Genomic DNA, 19,950 nt, shown 5'->3' with positions numbered 1-19,950 from the left:
GCCTCTCTCACTTCTGCGTCTCGTCGGTGGATCGGGTGCCGCCCTCGCCGGCGTCACCGAGGGTGCTCTCCTCGCCGGTCGGCTCGTGCGGGGTGGTGGTGGCCGGGGCCGCGTCCGCGCCGCCCGAGACGGCGTCGAGGCAGGCGCGGGCGGCCTCGACGACCGCCTCCGCGGTGATCCCGAACTCGCGGTAGAGGGTCTCGTAGTCGGCGGAGGCCCCGAAGTGCTCCAGGCTGACCATGCGGCCGGCGTCACCGACCAGCTCGCGCCAGCCCTGCGACACCCCTGCCTCGACCGAGACGCGTGCCCGCACCTGCGGCGGGAGCACCTCGTCGCGGTAGGCCTGGTCCTGCTCGTCGAACCACTCGCGGCAGGGCATCGACACCACGCGGGTCGGGATGCCGGCGGACTGGAGGGTCTCGCGCGCCTCGACGGCCAGCTGCACCTCCGAGCCGGTGCCGATGAGGACCACCTGGGGGGTGCCACCCTCGGCCTCGGCCAGCACGTAGCCACCGCGCGCGACACCTTCCGCGGACGCCATCACCGAGCGGTCGAAGGTGGGGACGTTCTGCCGGGTGAGGGCCAGCGCGGCCGGGTGGTCGACCGACCCCAGGATGGTGCGCCACGCGACCGCGGTCTCGTTGGCGTCGGCCGGGCGGACGACGTCGAGCCCGGGTATGGCGCGCAGCGCCGCCAGGTGCTCGACCGGCTGGTGCGTGGGGCCGTCCTCGCCCAGGCCGATGCTGTCGTGGGTCCACACGTAGACGACCGGGAGCTGCTGGATCGAGGCCAGCCGCACGGCGGGGCGCATGTAGTCGGAGAAGACCAGGAAGGTGCCGCCGTAGGGCCGGGTCAGGCCCTCCAGCGCGATGCCGTTGAGGATCATGCCCATGCCGTGCTCGCGGATGCCGAAGTGCATGGTGCGCCCGTAGCGGTGGCCCGGGAACATCTCGGTGGCCTTGCCGTCGGGCACGAAGGAGGGCACGCCCTTCATCGTGGTGTTGTTGGACCCGGCCAGGTCGGCGGAGCCGCCCCACAGCTCGGGCATGACGTCGGCCAGGGCCGAGAGCACCTCTCCGGAGGCCTTGCGCGTCGCCATACCCTTGGCGTCGGCGTCGAAGGTCGGCAGGGCCTGCTCCAGCCCCTCGGGGAGCTGCTTGGCCTGCAGGCGGTCCAGGAGCGCGGCGCGCTCGGGGTTGGCGGCACGCCAGGCGTCGAAGCGCTCCTGCCAGGCGGCGCGGGCCTGCCGGCCGCGCTCCACCACCGAGCGGGTGTGCTCGAGCACGGCGTCCTCGACGGGGAAGGAGACGGCCGGGTCGAAGCCCAGGATCTTCTTGGTCGCGGCCACCTCGTCCTCGCCCAGGGCGGAGCCGTGGGAGGCGCCGGTGTCCTGGGCCTCGGGCGCGGGCCAGGCGATGATCGTGCGGAGGATGACGAGGGTGGGCTTGTCGGTGCGCTCGCGGGAGGCCTGGAGCGCGGCGTGGAGCGCGTCCACGTCCTCGGTGTAGGGGCCCTGGCCCCGGGTGTCCACCGCGTCGCCGCTCTCCCCGGCGCCCTGACGCCAGTCCACGGTCTCCACGTGCCAGCCGTAGGCCTCGTAGCGCTTGCCGACGTCCTCGCTGAAGGAGATGTCGGTGTCGTCCTCGATGGAGATGAAGTTCTGGTCGTAGACGACGGTCAGGTTCGACAGCTCCTGGTGGCCGGCCAGGGAGCTGGCCTCGGAGGAGACGCCCTCCATGATGTCGCCGTCGGAGGCGATGACCCAGACGTGGTGGTCGAAGGGCGACTGCCCCTCGGGCGCGTCGGGGTCGAGCATCCCGCGCTGGCGGCGCTGGGCCATCGCCATACCCACCGCGGAGGCGAGGCCCGAGCCGAGCGGCCCGGTGGTGATCTCCACGCCGGTGGTGTGGTGCACCTCGGGGTGGCCCGGGGTCGCGCTGCCCCAGCTGCGCAGCGCCCTGAGGTCGTCGAGCTCGAGGCCGTAGCCGGACAGGTAGAGCTGGATGTACTGGGTCAGGCTCGAGTGACCCGCCGAGAGCACGAACCGGTCGCGCCCCAGCCAGTGCGGCTCGGACGGGTCGTGCCGCATGACGTTCTGGTAGAGCAGGTAGGCGAGCGGGGCCAGGCTCATCGCGGTGCCCGGGTGGCCGCTGCCGACGTTCTGCACGGCGTCCGCGGCGAGCACCCGCACCGTGTCGACGGCGCGGACGTCCACGTCGGTCCAGCCGACCGCGTCGGCCGTCGGCCTGGCCAGGCTGGCGTCGCGGTCGGCGGTCAGGGCGGGGGCGGTGTCGCTCACGAATGCTCCTACGGGTGCGGGGACGGGGTGCGCCGCTCTCGGCCCGTAGCCGGGTCCGGACGGCCTAGCCCCGACCTTAGCCGCTCGTCCTCCGTGCCGCCCTCGTTGCAGACTCTTGCCTCGTCAGGGAGGGGTGGCGCGGTTCGGGTCGGGCACCTGCCACGGAGTACCATCGAGGCACGCCAGCGTCCCCCCGGACGACGCCGCCACCCGAAGGACACCGTGACCTCGCTCGACCCGCGCCCCGCGCCCGACGCTCCTGTCGACGTCCGCGACGGGGACCCGCGAGCGCGGGGCTGGCGCGACGTGGTCCGCGACTACGTCTCCCTGACCAAGCCCCGCATCATCGAGCTGCTGCTGGTCACGACCTTCCCGGTGATGTTCCTCGCCGAGCGCGGCATACCGCCCATCTGGCTCATCGTGGCCACCCTCGTCGGCGGCACCCTGGCCGCGGCGTCGGCCAACGTCCTCAACTGCTACCTCGACCGCGACATCGACGCGCGGATGCACCGCACCTCCAACCGCCCCCTCGTGACGGGGACCGTCACGCCGGGCTCGGCGCTGCTCTTCGGTGCGGTCCTCGGCGTCGCCTCCGTCCTGTGGCTCGGGCTGGTCGTCAACTGGCTGTCGGCCTGGCTGGCGCTCGGGGCGATCGCGCTCTACGTCGTCTTCTACACGATCATCCTCAAGCGCCGCACCAGCCAGAACATCGTCTGGGGCGGGGTCGCCGGGTGCATGCCCGTGCTCATCGGGTGGTCGGCCGTGGCCGACTCGCTGTCCTGGGCGGCGCTCATCCTGTTCCTGGTGGTCTTCTTCTGGACGCCCCCGCACTACTGGCCGCTGTCGATGAGGTTCCGCGAGGACTACGCCGCCGCGGGCGTGCCGATGCTGCCGGTGGTGGCCGAGGACGTCGCGGTCGGCCGGCAGATCGTCGTCTACGCCTGGGTCACCGTGCTCACCTCGCTGGCCCTGGTGCCCGTGGCCCCCATGGGCTGGATCTACACGGTGGTCGCCCTGGTCTCCGGCGCGCTCTTCGTCGTCGAGTCCCACCGGCTCCTGGGGCGCGCCCGCCGCGGCGTCACCGGCAAGGCCCTCGGGGCGATGCGGCTGTTCCACTACTCGATCAGCTACCTGACCCTGCTGTTCCTGGGCGTGGCGGTCGACCCGCTCCTGTACCTCCCCCTGCCGCTGTAGGAGGACCCGCATGACGTCCCCGACCTCGACCACCCCGACGGCGGCCGGCCCCGGCCCCAGGGGTGGCGGAGCGGTCCGCGCGTTCCTGATGCCGACCACCGTGACCGGGTGGGTCCGCGCCACGGCCTGGGCCTCCATGCTGGCCAACGCCCTCCTCATCGTGACCGGGGGAGCGGTGCGCCTCACCGGCAGCGGCCTGGGGTGCCCGACCTGGCCACGGTGCACCGACGCCTCCTGGACCAACACCCCGGAGATGGGGGTCCACGGCTACATCGAGTTCGGCAACCGGACCCTGACCTTCCTGCTGGTGGCCATCTCGGTGCTGACCTTCCTGGCCGTCTGGCGCACCCGCGACCGCCACCCGTCGTTCGTCCGGATCGCCGTCGCGATCGGCCTGGGCATCATCCTGCAGGCGGCCGTGGGCGGCATCACCGTGCGCACCGGCCTCAACCCCTGGGTGGTCGGTGTGCACTTCGTGATCTCGACCGTCCTCGTCGCGCTCGCCGCGGTGCTGGTCGCCCGCACCCGCCGGGTGTCGCTGGAGCAGGTGGCCGTCTCCGAGCGCGCCGGCCAGCTCGGAGGTCCCGAGCGCGGCCTGGCGCGCGGCCTGGCGGGGACGATCGCGGTCAGCGGCGCCCTGACGATCTACCTCGGCACGCTGGTCACCGGCACCGGCCCGCACTCCGGGGACGCCGGTGAGGTCGCCCGGCACGCCTTCGACCCCTACGTCGTCACGCGCGTGCACGTCGTGCCCGTCTACGTGATGGTGGCCGCGACGCTGGCGGCCCTCGCCGTGGCGCTCCGGCGGGGCTGGCCCGCCCCGGTGCGCCGCGTCCTGCTGCTGCTGGGAGCGCTGCTCCTGGCCCAGGCGGCGCTCGGCTACTACCAGTTCTTCAACGGGGTCCCTGTGCTCGCGGTGGGTCTGCACATGGCCGGCGCCGCCGCGCTCGCCGCGGTCATCACCCTCGCGGTCGAGAAGGTGTATGCCGTCTCCCGCCCGGCGGGGGAGACAGCGGGCCGCACGGCGCGCCAGGACGTCCTCACCGACGCCTGACCGCAGCCGGCCCTGCGGCCACTCACGACGCGTTCTTGTCGAGAACGCACGATGCATCACGACGTCCTGACAACGACGCGTCGTGAGTCGTCGGGTCAGGCGGGCGGGGGCGACGGGTCGGTCAGTCCGACCAGCGCAGGTAGCGGCGGGCGACGACGGCCGCGAGCACGCCCCAGAGGAGCAGGACCAGGAACGCCCGCAGGTCCACCCCACCGTCGACGAGCGCGGTGCGCAGGCCGTCACCCAGCGCGGCCGAGGGCAGCAGGCCGACGAGGAGCGCCAACGGCTCGGGCAGGACCCGGGCGGGCAGCAGCACCCCGCCCCCGGCCGCCAGCAGCACCCACACGAGGTTGGCGAGGGCCAGCACCGCCTCCGCGCGCAGGGTCCCGCCGAGGCAGGCGGCCAGCAGCGCGAACACCGTCGCGCCCAGGACCACCGTGACCAGCGCGACGACCAGCCCGAACGGGTCGGGCCGCCAGCCCAGCAGCGCCGCGACCGCGCCGATGACCACGAGCTGGACGGCGAGGACCGCCAGCACGGACAGGGCCTTGGCGGCGAGCAGGCCGCCCCGGCCCAGCGGGGTGGTCCCCAGCAGCCGCAGCACGCCCCAGCGCCGCTCGAACCCCAGCAGGATGGCCTGTCCGGTGAACGCGGTCGACATCACTGCCAGCGCGAGGACCCCGGGGGTGAGCACGTCGATGCGCCGCGCACCGTCCCAGGGACCCACGGCGAGCTCGGGGTAGTCGACGAGCGCGAGGGCGACGAGGGCGAGCAGGGGCAGGACGATCGAGACGAGCAGCTGCTCGCCGTGGCTCAGCAGCCCGACGGCCTCGAACCTCGCCTGGGCCAGGACCCGGGTGCGGGCAGGTGCCGCACGCCCGGTGGCCGGTGCGGCCGGTGCGGTACGCCCGGTGGCCTCGTCGTCGGCTGCGCCCTCGACCCCGGCCCGGGCGGCCGGGTCGCTCATCGCGCGCCCCCGTCCGTGAGGGCGAAGTAGACCTGCTCCAGGCCGTCCTCGCCCGCGACCTCGGCGAGGGTGCCGTCGGCCACGACCCGGCCGGAGGCGATCACGACCACGTGGTCGGCCAGGCGCTCGGCCTCGTCGAAGGAGTGGGTGGTGACCACGGCCGCGGTGCCCGCCCCGGCGGCCTCACGGACGATGGCGTGCACCTCGCGTCGGGAGTGCGGGTCCAGGCCCGCCGTCGGCTCGTCGAGGAAGGCGACCTCGGGTCGCCCCACCAGAGCCGCGGCCAGGGCCACCCGCTGACGCTGGCCGCCCGACAGGCGCCGGACCGTGGTGCCGGCGAAGCCGTCGATGCCCAGCCGCGCGACCAGGGCGTCGAGGTCGGCGGGTCGGCCCCAGAAGCGTGCGAGGTGGCGCAGCAGCGCGACGGGGCGGACCGACTGGGGCAGGCCACCGTCCTGCAGCATCACCCCGACCCGGGCCCGGTGCTCGGGGTCGGCCCGCCACGGGTCCTCGCCCAGCACGCGCACCGTCCCCGAGTCGGGACGCTGCAGGCCGGTGGCGATCTCGACCGACGTGGTCTTGCCGGCCCCGTTCGGCCCCAGCACGCACGTGACCTCCCCGGCGCGGGCGCTCCAGGACAGCCCCTGCAGGGCGTTCACGGTGCCGAAGCGACGGGTCACGTCCTGCATGACGAGCGCCTCGGACGGGGTGGGATGCACGGTCCGCACTCTAGTTGCCCCGCCGGGGCACCCCGTCCCCACACCGCCCGCGGAGGGGTTAGGCCACCCTGCCTTTGGACCTGTCCTGCAAATAGGTCACAATGGAGTAGTGAATTTGGTCGAGATGCACAGCGAGTCCCGCACGCGGGACCGGGTGCGTCGAGCCGTGGGGGAGCAGGGCCCGGTCAGCGCGAGCACGCTCGCCAAGGAGCTGGGCCTGACCCCGGCCGCGGTCCGCCGTCACCTGGACGCGCTGGAGCTCGCGGGAGTCATCGCCGAGTACGAGGCACCCGCCCGCGCCAAGCGCGGCCGCGGCCGTCCCGCCCGCTCCTACGTGCTCACCGCGCTGGGCCAGGACCAGTTCCGCAGCACCTACGACGACGTCGCCACGGCGGCCCTGCACTACCTCGCCGACACGGTGGGGGAGCAGGCGGTCGAGAGCTTCGCCGACCAGCAGATGTCGGTCCTGGAGACCCGGCTGCGCGCCGCCGTCGAGCAGCAGCTGGCCGACACCGGGGCCGACCCCGACGACGTCGACGCCCGCGCCGAGGCGCTGGCCGCCGCCCTGTCGGTCGAGGGGTATGCTGCCTCGGCCCGACCGGTCGGCCAGGGCACCGGGCTCGCCGGTATCCAGCTGTGCCAGGGCCACTGCCCTGTGCGGTCGGTGGCCAGCGAGTTCCGCCACTTCTGCGACGCCGAGACCGACGCGATCTCGCGCATCCTCGGCGTGCACGTGCAGCGGCTGGCCACGCTGGCCGGCGGCGAGCATGTCTGCACCACGTTCGTCCCGACCGGTGCCGTGGGCACCGGCCCCCCGAGCGACGAGGAGCGCGCCAAGGCCCGCCCCTACGTCATACCCCGCACCACCGACCGCACCACCGACCACCCCGCCGACGAGAGGTCAACGCGATGAGCACGAACATCGAGGAGCTGAACCCGGGTCTGAAGGACCTCGGGCGCTACGAGTACGGCTGGGCCGACAGCGACGAGGCCGGCGCCTCCGCACGGCGCGGCCTGAGCGAGGACGTCGTCCGCGACATCTCCGGCCGCAAGAGCGAGCCCGACTGGATGCTGCAGACCCGCCTCAAGGGCCTGCGCCTGTTCGACAAGAAGCCGATGCCGCACTGGGGCGCCGACCTGTCGGACATCAACTTCGACACGATCAAGTACTTCGTGAAGTCCACTGAGAAGCAGGCCACCAGCTGGGAGGACCTGCCCGAGGACATCAAGAACACCTACGACCGCCTGGGCATCCCCGAGGCCGAGAAGCAGCGCCTCGTCGCCGGCGTCGCCGCGCAGTACGAGTCCGAGGTCGTCTACCACCAGATCCGCGAGGACCTGGAGGAGCAGGGCGTCATCTTCGTCGACACCGACACCGGCCTGCGCGAGCACGAGGAGCTCTTCCGGGAGTACTTCGGCTCGGTCATCCCGACCGGTGACAACAAGTTCGCCTCGCTCAACACCGCGGTGTGGTCGGGCGGCTCGTTCATCTACGTCCCCAAGGGCGTGCACGTCGAGATCCCGCTGCAGGCCTACTTCCGGATCAACACCGAGAACATGGGCCAGTTCGAGCGGACGCTGATCATCGCCGACGAGGGCTCCTACGTGCACTACGTCGAGGGCTGCACCGCACCGATCTACAAGACCGACAGCCTGCACAGCGCCGTCGTCGAGATCGTCGTGAAGAAGAACGCCCGCGTGCGCTACACGACGATCCAGAACTGGTCCAACAACGTCTACAACCTGGTCACCAAGCGCGCGACCTGCGACGAGGGCGCGACCATGGAGTGGATCGACGGCAACATCGGCTCCAAGGTCACCATGAAGTACCCGGCCGTCTACCTCCTGGGCGAGCACGCCAAGGGCGAGACGCTGTCCATCGCCTTCGCCGGCGAGGGCCAGCACCAGGACGCCGGCTCCAAGATGGTGCACGCCGCGCCGCACACCTCCTCGACCATCGTGTCCAAGTCGGTGGCCCGTGGCGGCGGCCGCTCGTCCTACCGCGGCCTGGTCCAGATCAACGAGGGTGCCCACCACAGCAGGTCCTCGGTGGTCTGCGACGCGCTGCTGGTCGACCAGATCTCCCGGTCCGACACCTACCCCTACGTCGACGTCCGCGAGGACGACGTGCAGATGGGCCACGAGGCGACCGTCTCCAAGGTGTCCGAGGACCAGATGTTCTACCTGATGTCCCGAGGCCTGTCCGAGACCGAGGCCATGGCGATGATCGTGCGCGGGTTCGTCGAGCCCATCGCCCGTGAGCTGCCCATGGAGTACGCCCTCGAGCTCAACCGCCTCATCGAGCTGCAGATGGAAGGAGCCGTCGGCTGATGTCGCTTCTGATCGACGAGAACACCGAGAAGACCCATGTCGACCCCGCCGGCCAGCTGGGCGGCGACCACCGGATCCCCGACCAGTCGCGTGCCGCGCGCCAGCGGTCCTTCGACGCGGACGCCTTCGGCCTGCCGACCGGCCGTGAGGAGGAGTGGCGCTTCACCCCGGTCGACCGGCTCGGCAACGTCCTGTCGGACAGCCCGACCGACACCACCGGCGACCACGCGGCCGACTTCCAGGTCGAGGCCCCGGCCGAGGCGATCCGCGGCTCCCTCGCCCCGGGCGAGGCACCCCGCGGCACCGTGCTGGTGCCCGAGGACCGCGGCGCCGCCGTGGCCAGCGCCAACACCCCCGAGGCGCTCCACCTCAGCATCCCCGCCGAGGCGCAGTATGCCGAGCCGGTGCGCGTGAGGGTGCACGGCAACGGTGCGGGCCGTCGCAGCAACGCCCACTACGTGCTCGAGGCGGGTCGTCACAGCAAGGCCCTGGTCGTGCTCGACCACACCGGCAGCGCCGACCACACCGGCAACCTCGAGGTCATCGTCGGCGACGGGGCGCAGCTGACCGTGGTCACCCTGCAGCGCTGGGACGACGACGCGGTCCACCTGGGCCAGCACGAGGCCCTCGTCGGCCGCGACGCGACCTACAAGCACATCGCCGTCACGCTCGGCGGCAGCATCGTGCGGGTCAACTCCAACGTCCGCTACGCCGGCCCCGGCGGCGACGCGACCCTGCTCGGCGTCTACTTCGCCGACGCGGGGCAGCACCTGGAGCACCGGTCCTTCGTCGACCACAACGCGCCGCACTGCACCTCCCTGGTCACCTACAAGGGTGCGCTGCAGGGCGACACGGCGCGCACCGTGTGGGTCGGCGACGTCCTCATCCGCAAGGAGGCCGAGGGCATCGAGACCTACGAGCTCAACCGCAACCTCGTGCTCACCGACGGCGCCCGCGCCGACTCGGTCCCCAACCTGGAGATCGAGACCGGGGAGATCGCCGGTGCCGGGCACGCCAGCTCGACCGGTCGCTTCGACGACGAGCAGCTCTTCTACCTGATGTCGCGCGGCATCGGGATGGACGAGGCGCGCCGCCTGGTCGTGCGTGGCTTCTTCGCCGACATCATCGCCAAGATCGGCGTCCCGGAGGTCGTGGACACCCTCATGGCCGCGATCGACGAGGAGCTGGAGCTGACGATCGGCCTGGAGCCGGCGAGCGCATGAGCGAGCAGCTGCGCACGGGTGAGGCGGTCCACGTCTGCAGCGTCGACGACCTGCCCGACGTGGGCGCGGTCGTGGCCGACATCGGCGGTCGCCGGGTGACCATCGCCCGCGACTCCGAGGGCACCGTCCACGCCTTCGACGACACGTGCACCCACGCCAACGTCTCGCTCGCCGAGGGCGAGGTCGAGGACGGGCTGATCGAGTGCTGGTTGCACGGGTCGCAGTTCGACATGCGCACCGGTGAGCCCAAGCAGCTGCCCGCCACCGCCCCGATCGCGGTCCACACGGTCACCCTCGACGGCGACGACGTCTACGTCACGCTGGCCGACTGACCCGTCCCAGCACACCCCATACCCCTTTTGACCTCCCGCACGAAGGAGCACGCATGACCACCCTCGAGATCCGCGACCTGCGCGTCACCGTCGAGGCCGACGACGCCCCCAAGGAGATCCTCCGCGGCGTCGACCTGACCATCAGGTCCGGCGAGACGCACGCCATCATGGGCCCCAACGGCTCGGGCAAGTCGACGCTGGCCTACGCCGTCGCCGGCCACCCGAAGTACACCGTCACCGGCGGCCAGGTGCTGCTGGACGGCGAGGACGTCCTGGCGATGGGCGTCGACGAGCGCGCCCAGGCCGGGCTGTTCCTGGCGATGCAGTACCCCGTCGAGGTGCCGGGCGTCACCGTCTCCAACTTCCTGCGCACCGCCAAGACCGCGGTCGACGGCGAGGCCCCCAAGCTCCGCACCTGGGTCAAGGACGTCAAGGGCGCGATGGAGAACCTCCGCATGGACGCCTCCTTCGCCGAGCGCAACGTCAACGAGGGCTTCTCCGGCGGCGAGAAGAAGCGCCACGAGATCCTCCAGATGGAGCTGCTCCAGCCCAAGATCGCGATCCTGGACGAGACCGACTCCGGCCTCGACGTCGACGCGCTCAAGGTCGTCTCCGAGGGCGTCAACCGCGTCAAGGAGACCACCGGCCTGGGCGTCATGCTCATCACGCACTACACGCGCATCCTGCGCTACATCCAGCCCGACTTCGTCCACGTCTTCGTCGACGGCCGGGTCGCCGAGTCCGGCGGCCCCGACCTGGCGGACCGGCTCGAGAACGAGGGCTACGACCGCTACCTCACCGCGGGCGTCTGAGGGAGGATCAGGGTATGACGTGGGGCCGGCAGGCCGCCGAGCCGTTCGGGACCGAGGAGCTCGCCCGCATCCGGGCGGACTTCCCCCTGCTCGCGCGCACCGTGCGCGAGGACCGGCCCCTCGTCTACCTCGACAGCGGTGCCACCTCGCAGAAGCCGCGCGTCGTCCTCGACGCCGAGCGTGAGTTCTACGAGAGGCACAACGCCGCCGTCCACCGCGGCGCCCACCAGCTGGCCGAGGAGGCGACCGAGGCCTTCGAGGGCGCCCGGGAGACGGTCGCCCGCTTCCTCGGTGCCGACGCGGGGCAGGTCGTCTTCACCAAGAACGGCACGGAGGGCCTGAACCTGCTCGCCTACGCCTTCTCCAACGCGGCCGCGCCGGGCGCGCTGGACGGCGTCGACGAGGAGTGGGCCGACCGGCTGCGGCTCGGCCCGGGCGACGAGGTCGTGGTGACCGAGATGGAGCACCACGCCAACCTCGTGCCGTGGCAGGAGCTGTGCCGCCGCACAGGGGCGACCCTGCGGTGGGTCGGCGTGACCGACGACGGCTACCTGCAGGACCCGTCCGCCGTCGTCGGGGAGCGCACCAAGGTCGTCGCCGTGACGCACGTGTCCAACGTGCTCGGCACCCACGTCGACCTGGCGCCCGTCGTGGCCGCGGCCCGCGCCGTCGGTGCGCTGGTCTTCGTCGACGCCTGCCAGTCCGCCCCGCACCTGGACATCACCGGCCTGACCACCCCGGAGTCCGGTGTGGACGCGCTGGTCTTCACCGGCCACAAGACCCTGGGCCCCTCGGGGGTCGGCGTCCTGTGGGCCCGGCGGAGGTTGCTCGAGGCCATGCCACCCTTCCTCACCGGAGGGTCGATGATCGAGGTCGTGCGGATGGAGGGGTCCACCTGGGCACCGCCGCCGCAGAAGTTCGAGGCCGGGGTCCCCATGGCCGCCCAGGCCGTCGGCCTGGCCGCGGCGCTGGACTACCTCACCGCGCTCGGGATGGACCGGGTCGAGGCGCACGACCAGAGCCTGGTGCGCCACGCCCTGGCCGTCCTGGCCGAGCGCCCCTGGGTGCGGGTCCTGGGCCCCACCGACCCGGCCGACCGGGTCGGTGCCGTCTCCTTCGTCGTCGACGGCATCCACCCGCACGACGTCGGGCAGGTCCTCGACGACGCCGGGGTCGCGGTCCGCACCGGCCACCACTGCGCCTGGCCCCTGCACCGCCGCCTGCGCGTCCCGGCCTCCACCCGCGCCAGCTTCTCGGTCTACACCACGCCCGAGGAGATCGACGCCTTCGCCGCGGCGCTCGACCGGGCGCCGCAGATCTTCGGGGTGGCCGGCTGATGGACCTGTACGGCGAGCTCATCCTCGACCACGCGCGGCGCCCGCAGCACGCCGGCCTGCGCGAGCCCTACGACGTGGAGGTCAACCACGTCAACCCCACCTGCGGCGACGAGATCAGTCTGCGGGTCCACCTCGTGGAGGGGCCCGACGGCGCCGGTCCGGTGCTGCAGGACGTCTCCTACGACGCCCTCGGCTGCTCGATCTCCGTGGCGTCCGCCTCGGTCCTGGCCGAGGAGTGCCTCGGCCGCCCCCTCGCGGACACCCTCACCACCTACCGGCACCTGCATGCCATGCTGACCAGCAAGGGCACCGACCCGGGTGACCCGGAGCAGGTCGGCGACGGCGTCGCCTTCGCCGGCGTCGCCCGCTACCCGGCCCGGGTCAAGTGCGCCCTGCTGCCCTGGTCGGCCTACCTCGACGCGCTCGCCCGTGCGGGTGCCGACATCTCGTCGGCGAGCACCAGCACCCCCTCAGCCCCCACCATGGAGGAACGATGAGTGAGACCACCCTTCCCCAGCCGCCCAACGTCGCCGACATCGAGGAGGCGCTGCGCGACGTCGTCGACCCCGAGCTCGGGATCAACGTCGTCGACCTCGGCCTCGTCTACGGCGTGACCGTCGACCCCCAGGCCCACGCGGTCATCGACATGACGCTGACCAGCGCGGCCTGCCCGCTGACCGACGTCATCGAGGACCAGGTCGCCCAGTCGCTGGAGGGCCTCGTGCCCAGCCACCGCATCAACTGGGTCTGGATGCCGCCGTGGGGCCCGGACAAGATCACCGAGGACGGCCGCGAGCAGCTGCGCGCCCTCGGCTTCAACGTCTGAGCGGCTCGCACCTGACCTGCTGGACATGACCGCCGTCCGGGTCGCCCCCGAGCGCCTCGACGGATGGGTCCGGCGGTTCGCCGCCTCGCACGGGGAGGTGGCTCGGTCGACCGACCGGGCCACCTCCCCGTCGTCGTGCCTGCTCACGGCCGCCGACGGCTCGTGGGCCAGGCTCACCTCGTGGACCGACGCACCGGTCGACGACCCGCCCGGCGCGGCGTGGGAGCCGGGGGAGTGGGCGCGCCCGCCCGCCCTGCTCGTGGTCCTCGTGCGCCGGGGCGGGTATGCCGCGGCGGTGGTCTCCCCGGACGGCAGCCTCCTCGCGCACAAGGTGGGCACGCGCCACGTCCAGTCGCGGACGGCGGCCGGGGGCTGGTCCCAGCAGCGCTTCGCCCGGCGGCGCGCCAACCAGGCCGACGTCCTCGTCGACGCGGTCGCAGGCCACGCCGCACGCGTGCTCGCCGAGGGGGAGGCGGCCGGGGGGCAGGTCGGGGGACTGGTGCTGGGCGGAGACCGGCGTCTGACCGCCGCGGCGCTGGAGGAGCTGGCGACGGGCGCGCTCGGCCGGCTGCACCGCATACCCCGCAGGGACCTGCCCGACCTGCCCGACCCGCGCCGCGCGGTGCTCGACGACGCCGTGGGCCGTGCGCGGGCCGTGCTGGTCGAGGTCGTCAACGCCTGACCAGGACGCACCGAGGGCCGCCGGCCCGGTGCCGGCGGCCCTCGTGCGTGCGCGCCCGGGCCGGACGCGCGGTGCGGCTGCTCAGGCGGTGGCCGGGACGACCTCGCGCGCCTCGTCCGCACCCGTCTCGCGCCACGGCTCGCCGCGGCGGGAGGCGTTGTAGGCGTCCTCGTCGAGGATGCCCTGACGCTTGGCGACGATCGTCGGCACGAGCGCCTGGCCGGCCACGTTGGTGGCGGTGCGGCCCATGTCGAGGATCGGGTCCACGGCCAGCAGCAGGCCGACGCCCTCGAGCGGCAGGCCCAGCGTGGACAGGGTCAGCGTGAGCATGACCGTGGCGCCGGTCACCCCCGCGGTCGCCGCCGAGCCGATCACCGACACGAAGGCGATGAGCAGGTAGTCGGTGACGCCGAGGCTGACGCCGAAGAACTGCGCGACGAAGATCGCGGCGATCGCCGGGTAGATCGCGGCGCAGCCGTCCATCTTGGTGGTCGCGCCCAGCGGCACGGCGAAGGAGGAGTAGGCCCGCGGCACGCCGAGGTTGCGCTCGGTGACCGCCTGGGTGACCGGCAGGGTGCCGATCGAGGAGCGCGAGACGAACGCGAGCTGGATCGCCGGCCAGGCCCCGGTGAAGAACTGCTTGACCGACAGGCCGTGGACGCCCAGCAGCACCGGGTAGAGCACGGCCAGGACGAGTGCCAGGCCGACGTAGACCGCGACGGTGAAGCGGCCGAGGGAGCCGATGGTGTTCCAGCCGTAGGAGACGACGGCGTTGCCGAGCAGGCCGACGGTCGCCAGCGGGGCGAGCAGGATGACCCACCACAGGACCTTCTGCACCACGGTGAGGGCCGAGCGGGTGAAGGTCAGGAAGGGCTCGGCCTCCTTGCCGACCTTGAGCACGGCGATGCCGACGGCGATCGCCACGACGAGGATCTGCAGGACGTTGAAGGACAGCGAGACCGCGCCCTCGTCGCCGCCGCGGGCGCTCAGCCCGAGCACGTTCGCCGGGATCAGCCCGGTGAGGAAGTCGAGCCAGGACCCGGTGCTCCCGGGCGCGGCCGCGTCGGCGGCGGTGACACCGGCGCCGCGGGCGGGGTCGACGACCCAGCCGACGACCATGCCGATGCCGACGGAGACCAGCGCCGTGATGGCGAACCAGAGCAGGGTGTTCCAGGCCAGGCGGGCCGCGCCGGTGACCTCACGCAGGTTCGCGATGGAGGAGACGATCGCCAGGAACACCAGCGGCGGCACGATCGCGCGCAGCAGTGTCACGAAGGAGGAACCGATAATGCTCAGCGTCTCCGAGAGCCAGTTGGGGTTGTCGCCGGTGGCGCCCATGGAGCGGGCCACGAGGCCGAGCACGACGCCGAGCACCAGGCCGACGAGGACCTGGGTGCCGAACGACACCCGGGGAAGACGAGACAGCACGAGGCAGCCTTTCGCGAGGAAGGACGGGACGGTCGCGGGCCGGTGGCCGGCCCGGGCCGCGGTCGACCGCGGCACCGCAGGCAGCAACCTCGCGTTATGCCAAGCCATTCCCTGTGTTGGGTATGACGTGCCTCACACCCGAGCTCGCGGGACGCTCAGTAGTCGTCGACGCTGCCCGCGTTGAGCACGTCGCACTGGTTGGGGTCGCCCGACTCGTAGCCCCGCATGAACCAGCCCATGCGCTGCTCGGACGAGCCGTGGGTCCACGTGTGCGGGGTGACCTGTCCCTGCATCCGCTCCTGGATGGAGTCGTCCCCGACGGCGGCCGCCGCCGACAGGGCAGACTCGATGTCCTCGCGGCTCAGCGGCTCCAGCAGCAGGTTGCCGTCGCTGTCGCGGGTGCGGGTGGCGTTGCCGGCCCAGGCGCCGGCGAAGCAGTCGGCCTGCAGCTCGACCCGCACGGCACCGGACTCCGGGCCCTGGCGGTCCTGCTGGGAGGCCTGCAGGGCGCCGGTGTTGTTCTGGACGTGGTGTCCGTACTCGTGGGCCAGGACGTACATCTGGGAGAAGTTACCGCCGTCGCTGCCCAGCTGGCTCTCCAGCTGGGAGAAGAAGGAGGTGTCGAGGTAGATCTTCCGGTCGAGCGGGCAGTAGAACGGCCCGACGGCGCTGGAGGCCTGGCCGCAGCCGGTGTCGACCGACCCGCTGAAGAGGGTCGCGCTCGTGGGGTCGGCCTCGGGGTAGGCCGAGGTCCAGTAGTCCTCCAGCGAGAGCATCGTCGCCTTCATCCGGCAGTCGACGTTCTCGTTGGCGTCGGCGCCGCTCGTGCACTCGTCCAGGTCGCCGCCCTGGGTGCTGCCCTGCTGGGTCTGCTGCCCACCGCCCAGGATCGCCCCGGGGTCGCCGCCGAAGAGCATCACCACCAGGGCCAGGAGCAGTGTGCCGATGCCGCCGCCCACCGCCAGCCCGCCACCACCCCCGCCGCCGCGGCTCGCGCGGCCCGCGCCGATGTTGGCGTTCTCCCTGAACGTCATGCTGCCTCCGTGGTGCGCCGGTCCTGCGCCCGTCGGTCGACCGGACGCCTAGCGCGTAGACTATCCAGCGGACCTGCCGCCCGCACCGCGTCGCCGCGCGGGTCCACCCCACCCCACCACCGCAGGCCCGTCGTGCGGTGCTGCGCGCCGACCGGGAGGAGCCCGCCATGATCACCGCCTCGGGCGTCGAGATCCGTGTGGGCTCGCGCCTGCTCATGGACGACGTGAGCTTTCGCGTGGGTCCGGGTGACCGGGTCGGCCTGGTCGGGCGCAACGGCGCCGGCAAGACGACGCTGACCAAGGTCCTCGCCGGCGGCGGCCAGCCCGCGGCCGGGTCGATCACCCGCACCGGCGAGGTGGGCTACCTGCCCCAGGACCCGCGCACGGGCGACCTGGACGTGCTCGGCCGCGACCGCATCCTCTCCGCCCGCGGCCTGGACACGGTCATCCGCGACATGCGTGCCGCCGAGGAGACCATGGGCAGCGCCGACGGGCAGGTGCGGGAGAAGGCGATGCGCCGCTACGGCCGCCTCGAGGGGGAGTTCACCTCCCGGGGCGGGTATGCCGCGGAGTCCGAGGCTGCCTCCATCGCCAGCTCGCTGGGCCTGCCCGACCGTGTGCTGGGTCAGCCGCTGCGCACGCTCTCCGGCGGCCAGCGGCGCCGGATCGAGCTGGCCCGCATCCTCTTCTCCGGGGCCGAGACGCTGCTGCTGGACGAGCCCACCAACCACCTCGACGCCGACTCCGTGGTCTGGCTGCGCGAGCACCTGCGCGCCTACGCCGGCGGGCTGATGATCATCTCCCACGACGTCGCGCTCATCGAGACGGTCGTCAACAAGGTGTTCTACCTCGACGCGAACCGCCAGGTGATCGACGTCTACAACATGGGCTGGAAGGCCTACCTGCAGCAGCGCGAGGCCGACGAGCGGCGCCGTCACCGCGAGCGCGCCAACGCCGAGAAGAAGGCCGCCGCCCTGCTCGCCCAGGCGGACAAGATGCGCGCCAAGGCGACCAAGGCCGTCGCGGCCCAGAACATGGCGCGCCGGGCCGAGCGGATGCTCTCGGGGCTGGAGGCCGAGCGGGCGACCGACCGGGTGGCCAGGCTGCGCTTCCCGACCCCGGCCTCCTGCGGGCGCACGCCCCTGACCGCCGAGGGGCTGTCCAAGTCCTACGGCTCGCTGGAGATCTTCACCGACGTCGACCTGGCGATCGACCGCGGCTCCAAGGTGGTCGTCCTCGGCCTCAACGGCGCCGGCAAGACCACGCTCCTGCGCCTGCTGGCCGGCATCGACGCCCCCGACACCGGCGAGGTGGTCCACGGGCACGGGCTGCGCCTGGGCTACTACGCCCAGGAGCACGAGACGCTCGACGTCGACCGGACCGTGCTGGAGAACATGAAGTCCGCCGCGCCGGACCTGGACGAGACGCAGACCCGCAAGGTCCTGGGCTCCTTCCTCTTCACCGGTGACGACGTCGACAAGCCCGCCGGCGTGCTCTCCGGCGGCGAGAAGACCCGCCTGGCGCTGGCCATCCTGGTCGTCTCGGCGGCCAACGTGCTCCTGCTCGACGAGCCCACCAACAACCTCGACCCCGCCTCGCGGGAAGAAGTGCTGGCCGCGCTGCGCTCCTACGAGGGTGCGGTCGTCCTCGTCAGCCACGACGAGGGAGCGGTCACCGCCCTGGAGCCGGAGAAGGTGCTGCTGCTCCCGGACGGGGTGGAGGACCTGTGGGGCCGCGGCTACGAGGACCTGGTCGCCCTGGCCTGAGGAGGAGCCCACGATGACGATGCATGTCGGCATGCGCGGCGGTGCGTCGATCCGCAGCTTCACCAAGGACCCGTCGGTCCGCGACCACCACCTGCGCTCGGGGACCGCGCGCCGGGTGGCCCGCTACGGACGCCCGTTCGGGCGCGAGATCACCGCATACCTGGTCCTGACGATCATCGCCGGTGCCCTGGTGACCGCGGTTCCGCTGCTGCTGCAGCGCATCATCGACGACGGCGTGGACCAGGGGGCGCGCGACGTCGTGGTCCGGCTGGGCCTGCTCGTGGCCGCGATCGCGGTCCTGGAGTCGGTCGTGACCGTGGTGACCCGCTGGCTCGGGTCACGGATCGGGGAGGGGCTGATCCTCGACCTGCGCACCGAGGTCTTCACGCACGTCCTGCGCCAGCCCATCGCCTTCTTCACCCGCGCGCAGACCGGGGCCCTGGTCAGCCGCCTCAACAGTGACGTCATCGGCGCCCAGAGCGCCTTCACCTCGATCCTGTCCGGCCTGGTGAGCAACCTCGTGCAGATGCTGCTCATCCTGGCGGCGCTGCTCACCATGAGCTGGCAGATCACACTGCTGGCGCTGCTGCTGCTCCCGGTCTTCCTCGTCCCTGCCCGCCTCATGGGTGCGCGGCTCTCGCAGCTGACCCGGCGGCAGATGACCCTCAACGCCGACATGCACACGCGGATGACCGAGCGCTTCAACGTGGCGGGCGCGCTGCTCGTGCGCCTCTTCGGCCGCCCGGCGGAGGAGGACCAGGAGTATGCCGTGCGCGCGGCGGGCGTGCGCGACGCCGGCGTGTCCATCGCGGTCAACCGCGTCGTCTTCATGGCCGGGCTCGGGCTGGTGGCCTCGCTGGCCACCGCGCTGGTCTACGGGATGGGTGGGCTCATGGCCGTGGCGGGCGAGCTGACCACCGGCACGCTGGTGGCGATGGCGGCCCTGCTCTCCCGGCTCTACGCACCGCTGACCGCGCTGTCCAACGTCCGGGTCGACATCATGACGGCCCTGGTCTCCTTCGAGCGGATCTTCGAGGTGCTCGACCTGCAGCCGCTCGTGCGCGAGGCGGACGAGCCCGAGGAGATCCCGGACGGCCCGGTCGGGGTGCGGCTGGAAGGCGTGTCCTTCGCCTACCCCGCGGCCGAGCAGGTCTCGATCGCCTCCCTCGAGCAGCGTCCCGAGACCGAGACGCTGGACGGCCACGCCGTGCTGCGCGACATCGACGTGGACGTCCCGGCCGGTGCGATGGTGGCCCTCGTCGGCCCCTCGGGGGCGGGCAAGACCACCCTGACCGCGCTGGTCGCCCGGCTCTACGACCCCACCGGGGGCAGCGTCTTTATCGGCGGGGTCGACCTGCGCCGGGCGTCGATGGACTCCCTGCGCCGCACCGTCGGGGTGGTGACCCAGGAGGCGCACATGTTCAACGACACCGTGCGCACCAACCTGCGCTACGCCCGGCCCGACGTGAGCGACGCCGAGATCTGGGAGGCGCTGCGGGCAGCGCGGATCGACGGCCTGGTGGCGCGCCTGCCCGACGGGTTGGACACGGTCGTGGGCGACCGCGGGCACCGCCTGTCCGGCGGGGAGAAGCAGCGGCTGGCGATCGCCCGGCTGCTGCTGAAGTCACCGGCGGTCGTCGTCCTGGACGAGGCGACCGCCCACCTGGACAGCGAGTCGGAGGCCGCGGTGCAGCGGGCGCTGGACGAGGCGCTCAGCGGGCGCACGTCGTTCGTCATCGCGCACCGGCTCTCCACGGTGCGTGACGCCGACCTCATCCTCGTCCTGGACCGCGGCGAGGTGGTGCAGCGCGGCACCCATGCTGAGCTGCTCGCGGCAGGCGGTCTCTACCGCGCCCTGCACGACACCCAGTTCCGCGACTGAGCGACCCGGCCTGTCCCGGCACGGGCCGGGCACGCGGCACTACCCTGTCCACCAGCCGCCACGG

The 19,950-nt window shown here is 72.6% G+C and carries 18 protein-coding genes; 13 read left to right on the top strand and 5 right to left on the bottom strand.

Going from position 1 to position 19,950, the window contains the following annotated elements; translation table 11 throughout:
* Positions 1 to 7 precede the first annotated feature (7 nt).
* On the bottom strand, positions 8 to 2,299 hold the full coding sequence (gene tkt / locus K330_RS20665; protein ID WP_022921825.1) for a transketolase: 2,292 nt from the start codon (positions 2,297 to 2,299) through the stop codon (positions 8 to 10).
* A gap of 222 nt (positions 2,300 to 2,521) precedes the next feature.
* On the opposite strand from tkt, the gene K330_RS0110695 reads away from it, so the two are divergent.
* Positions 2,522 to 3,493, top strand: a complete 972-nt coding sequence (locus K330_RS0110695; RefSeq protein WP_022921824.1) for a heme o synthase — start codon at positions 2,522 to 2,524, stop codon at positions 3,491 to 3,493.
* A gap of 10 nt (positions 3,494 to 3,503) precedes the next feature.
* The gene (locus K330_RS20660; RefSeq protein WP_022921823.1) at positions 3,504 to 4,547 is read left to right on the top strand and encodes a COX15/CtaA family protein; all 1,044 of its coding nucleotides are present in this window, start codon (positions 3,504 to 3,506) and stop codon (positions 4,545 to 4,547) included.
* A gap of 121 nt (positions 4,548 to 4,668) precedes the next feature.
* On the opposite strand, the gene K330_RS0110685 is transcribed toward K330_RS20660, so the two are convergent.
* Positions 4,669 to 5,514: an ABC transporter permease gene (locus K330_RS0110685; protein WP_022921822.1), complete on the bottom strand. Its 846-nt coding sequence runs from the start codon at positions 5,512 to 5,514 to the stop codon at positions 4,669 to 4,671.
* Positions 5,511 to 6,203, bottom strand: coding sequence for an ABC transporter ATP-binding protein (locus K330_RS0110680; protein WP_040658058.1), 693 nt, complete (start codon positions 6,201 to 6,203; stop codon positions 5,511 to 5,513). The genes K330_RS0110685 and K330_RS0110680 overlap by 4 nt, the downstream gene beginning before the upstream one ends.
* A 139-nt stretch (positions 6,204 to 6,342) precedes the next feature.
* Here K330_RS0110680 and K330_RS20655 point away from each other — a divergent pair, with 139 nt between their 5' ends.
* The 9 genes from K330_RS20655 to K330_RS0110635 are packed head-to-tail and all read left to right on the top strand — an operon-like array spanning position 6,343 to position 13,776.
* Positions 6,343 to 7,146: a helix-turn-helix transcriptional regulator gene (locus K330_RS20655; RefSeq protein ID WP_229665811.1), complete on the top strand. Its 804-nt coding sequence runs from the start codon at positions 6,343 to 6,345 to the stop codon at positions 7,144 to 7,146.
* On the top strand, positions 7,143 to 8,564 hold the full coding sequence (gene sufB, locus K330_RS0110670) for a Fe-S cluster assembly protein SufB (RefSeq protein WP_022921819.1): 1,422 nt from the start codon (positions 7,143 to 7,145) through the stop codon (positions 8,562 to 8,564). The genes K330_RS20655 and sufB overlap by 4 nt, the downstream gene beginning before the upstream one ends.
* Entirely contained in the window at positions 8,564 to 9,787 is a 1,224-nt protein-coding gene (gene sufD, locus K330_RS20650; protein ID WP_022921818.1) for a Fe-S cluster assembly protein SufD, read from the top strand. The genes sufB and sufD overlap by 1 nt, the downstream gene beginning before the upstream one ends.
* Positions 9,784 to 10,119, top strand: coding sequence for a non-heme iron oxygenase ferredoxin subunit (locus tag K330_RS0110660; RefSeq protein WP_022921817.1), 336 nt, complete (start codon positions 9,784 to 9,786; stop codon positions 10,117 to 10,119). The genes sufD and K330_RS0110660 overlap by 4 nt, the downstream gene beginning before the upstream one ends.
* 53 nt (positions 10,120 to 10,172) lie before the next feature.
* Positions 10,173 to 10,931, top strand: a complete 759-nt coding sequence (sufC, locus tag K330_RS0110655) for a Fe-S cluster assembly ATPase SufC (protein ID WP_022921816.1) — start codon at positions 10,173 to 10,175, stop codon at positions 10,929 to 10,931.
* Positions 10,932 to 10,945: 14 nt separating this feature from the next.
* The gene (locus K330_RS0110650) at positions 10,946 to 12,268 is read left to right on the top strand and encodes a SufS family cysteine desulfurase (protein WP_022921815.1); all 1,323 of its coding nucleotides are present in this window, start codon (positions 10,946 to 10,948) and stop codon (positions 12,266 to 12,268) included.
* On the top strand, positions 12,268 to 12,765 hold the full coding sequence (gene sufU, locus K330_RS0110645; protein WP_022921814.1) for a Fe-S cluster assembly sulfur transfer protein SufU: 498 nt from the start codon (positions 12,268 to 12,270) through the stop codon (positions 12,763 to 12,765). The genes K330_RS0110650 and sufU overlap by 1 nt, the downstream gene beginning before the upstream one ends.
* On the top strand, positions 12,762 to 13,094 hold the full coding sequence (locus tag K330_RS0110640; RefSeq protein ID WP_022921813.1) for a metal-sulfur cluster assembly factor: 333 nt from the start codon (positions 12,762 to 12,764) through the stop codon (positions 13,092 to 13,094). Before sufU ends, K330_RS0110640 begins: the two co-directional genes overlap by 4 nt.
* Before the next feature lie 25 nt (positions 13,095 to 13,119).
* Positions 13,120 to 13,776 carry an acVLRF1 family peptidyl-tRNA hydrolase gene (locus K330_RS0110635; protein ID WP_022921812.1) on the top strand — a complete coding sequence of 219 codons (657 nt, stop codon included), beginning with the start codon at positions 13,120 to 13,122 and terminating at the stop codon, positions 13,774 to 13,776.
* An 81-nt stretch (positions 13,777 to 13,857) separates the two neighbouring features.
* Here the strand turns inward: K330_RS0110635 and K330_RS0110630 are convergent, their stop codons facing one another.
* Positions 13,858 to 15,204 carry a dicarboxylate/amino acid:cation symporter gene (locus K330_RS0110630; protein ID WP_029202553.1) on the bottom strand — a complete coding sequence of 449 codons (1,347 nt, stop codon included), beginning with the start codon at positions 15,202 to 15,204 and terminating at the stop codon, positions 13,858 to 13,860.
* Between the two features lie 155 nt (positions 15,205 to 15,359).
* Entirely contained in the window at positions 15,360 to 16,238 is an 879-nt protein-coding gene (ypfJ, locus tag K330_RS0110625) for a KPN_02809 family neutral zinc metallopeptidase (RefSeq protein ID WP_022921810.1), read from the bottom strand.
* Positions 16,239 to 16,405: 167 nt separating this feature from the next.
* Between ypfJ and K330_RS0110620 the strand changes: the two genes are divergently transcribed.
* Together K330_RS0110620 and K330_RS0110615 are read left to right on the top strand one after the other, a co-directional pair.
* The gene (locus K330_RS0110620) at positions 16,406 to 18,004 is read left to right on the top strand and encodes an ABC-F family ATP-binding cassette domain-containing protein (protein WP_029202552.1); all 1,599 of its coding nucleotides are present in this window, start codon (positions 16,406 to 16,408) and stop codon (positions 18,002 to 18,004) included.
* A gap of 19 nt (positions 18,005 to 18,023) precedes the next feature.
* Complete coding sequence (locus K330_RS0110615; RefSeq protein ID WP_029202551.1) at positions 18,024 to 19,886, top strand: ABC transporter ATP-binding protein; 1,863 nt, start codon at positions 18,024 to 18,026, stop codon at positions 19,884 to 19,886.
* The last annotated feature ends 64 nt before the right edge of the window (positions 19,887 to 19,950 follow it).

Source organism: Ornithinimicrobium pekingense DSM 21552, from assembly GCF_000421185.1.
Classification (GTDB): Bacteria; Actinomycetota; Actinomycetes; order Actinomycetales; family Dermatophilaceae; genus Ornithinicoccus; species Ornithinicoccus pekingensis.
The sequence above is the reverse complement of the archived record's forward strand: the minus strand, read 5'-3'. Positions and strand labels throughout refer to the sequence as shown.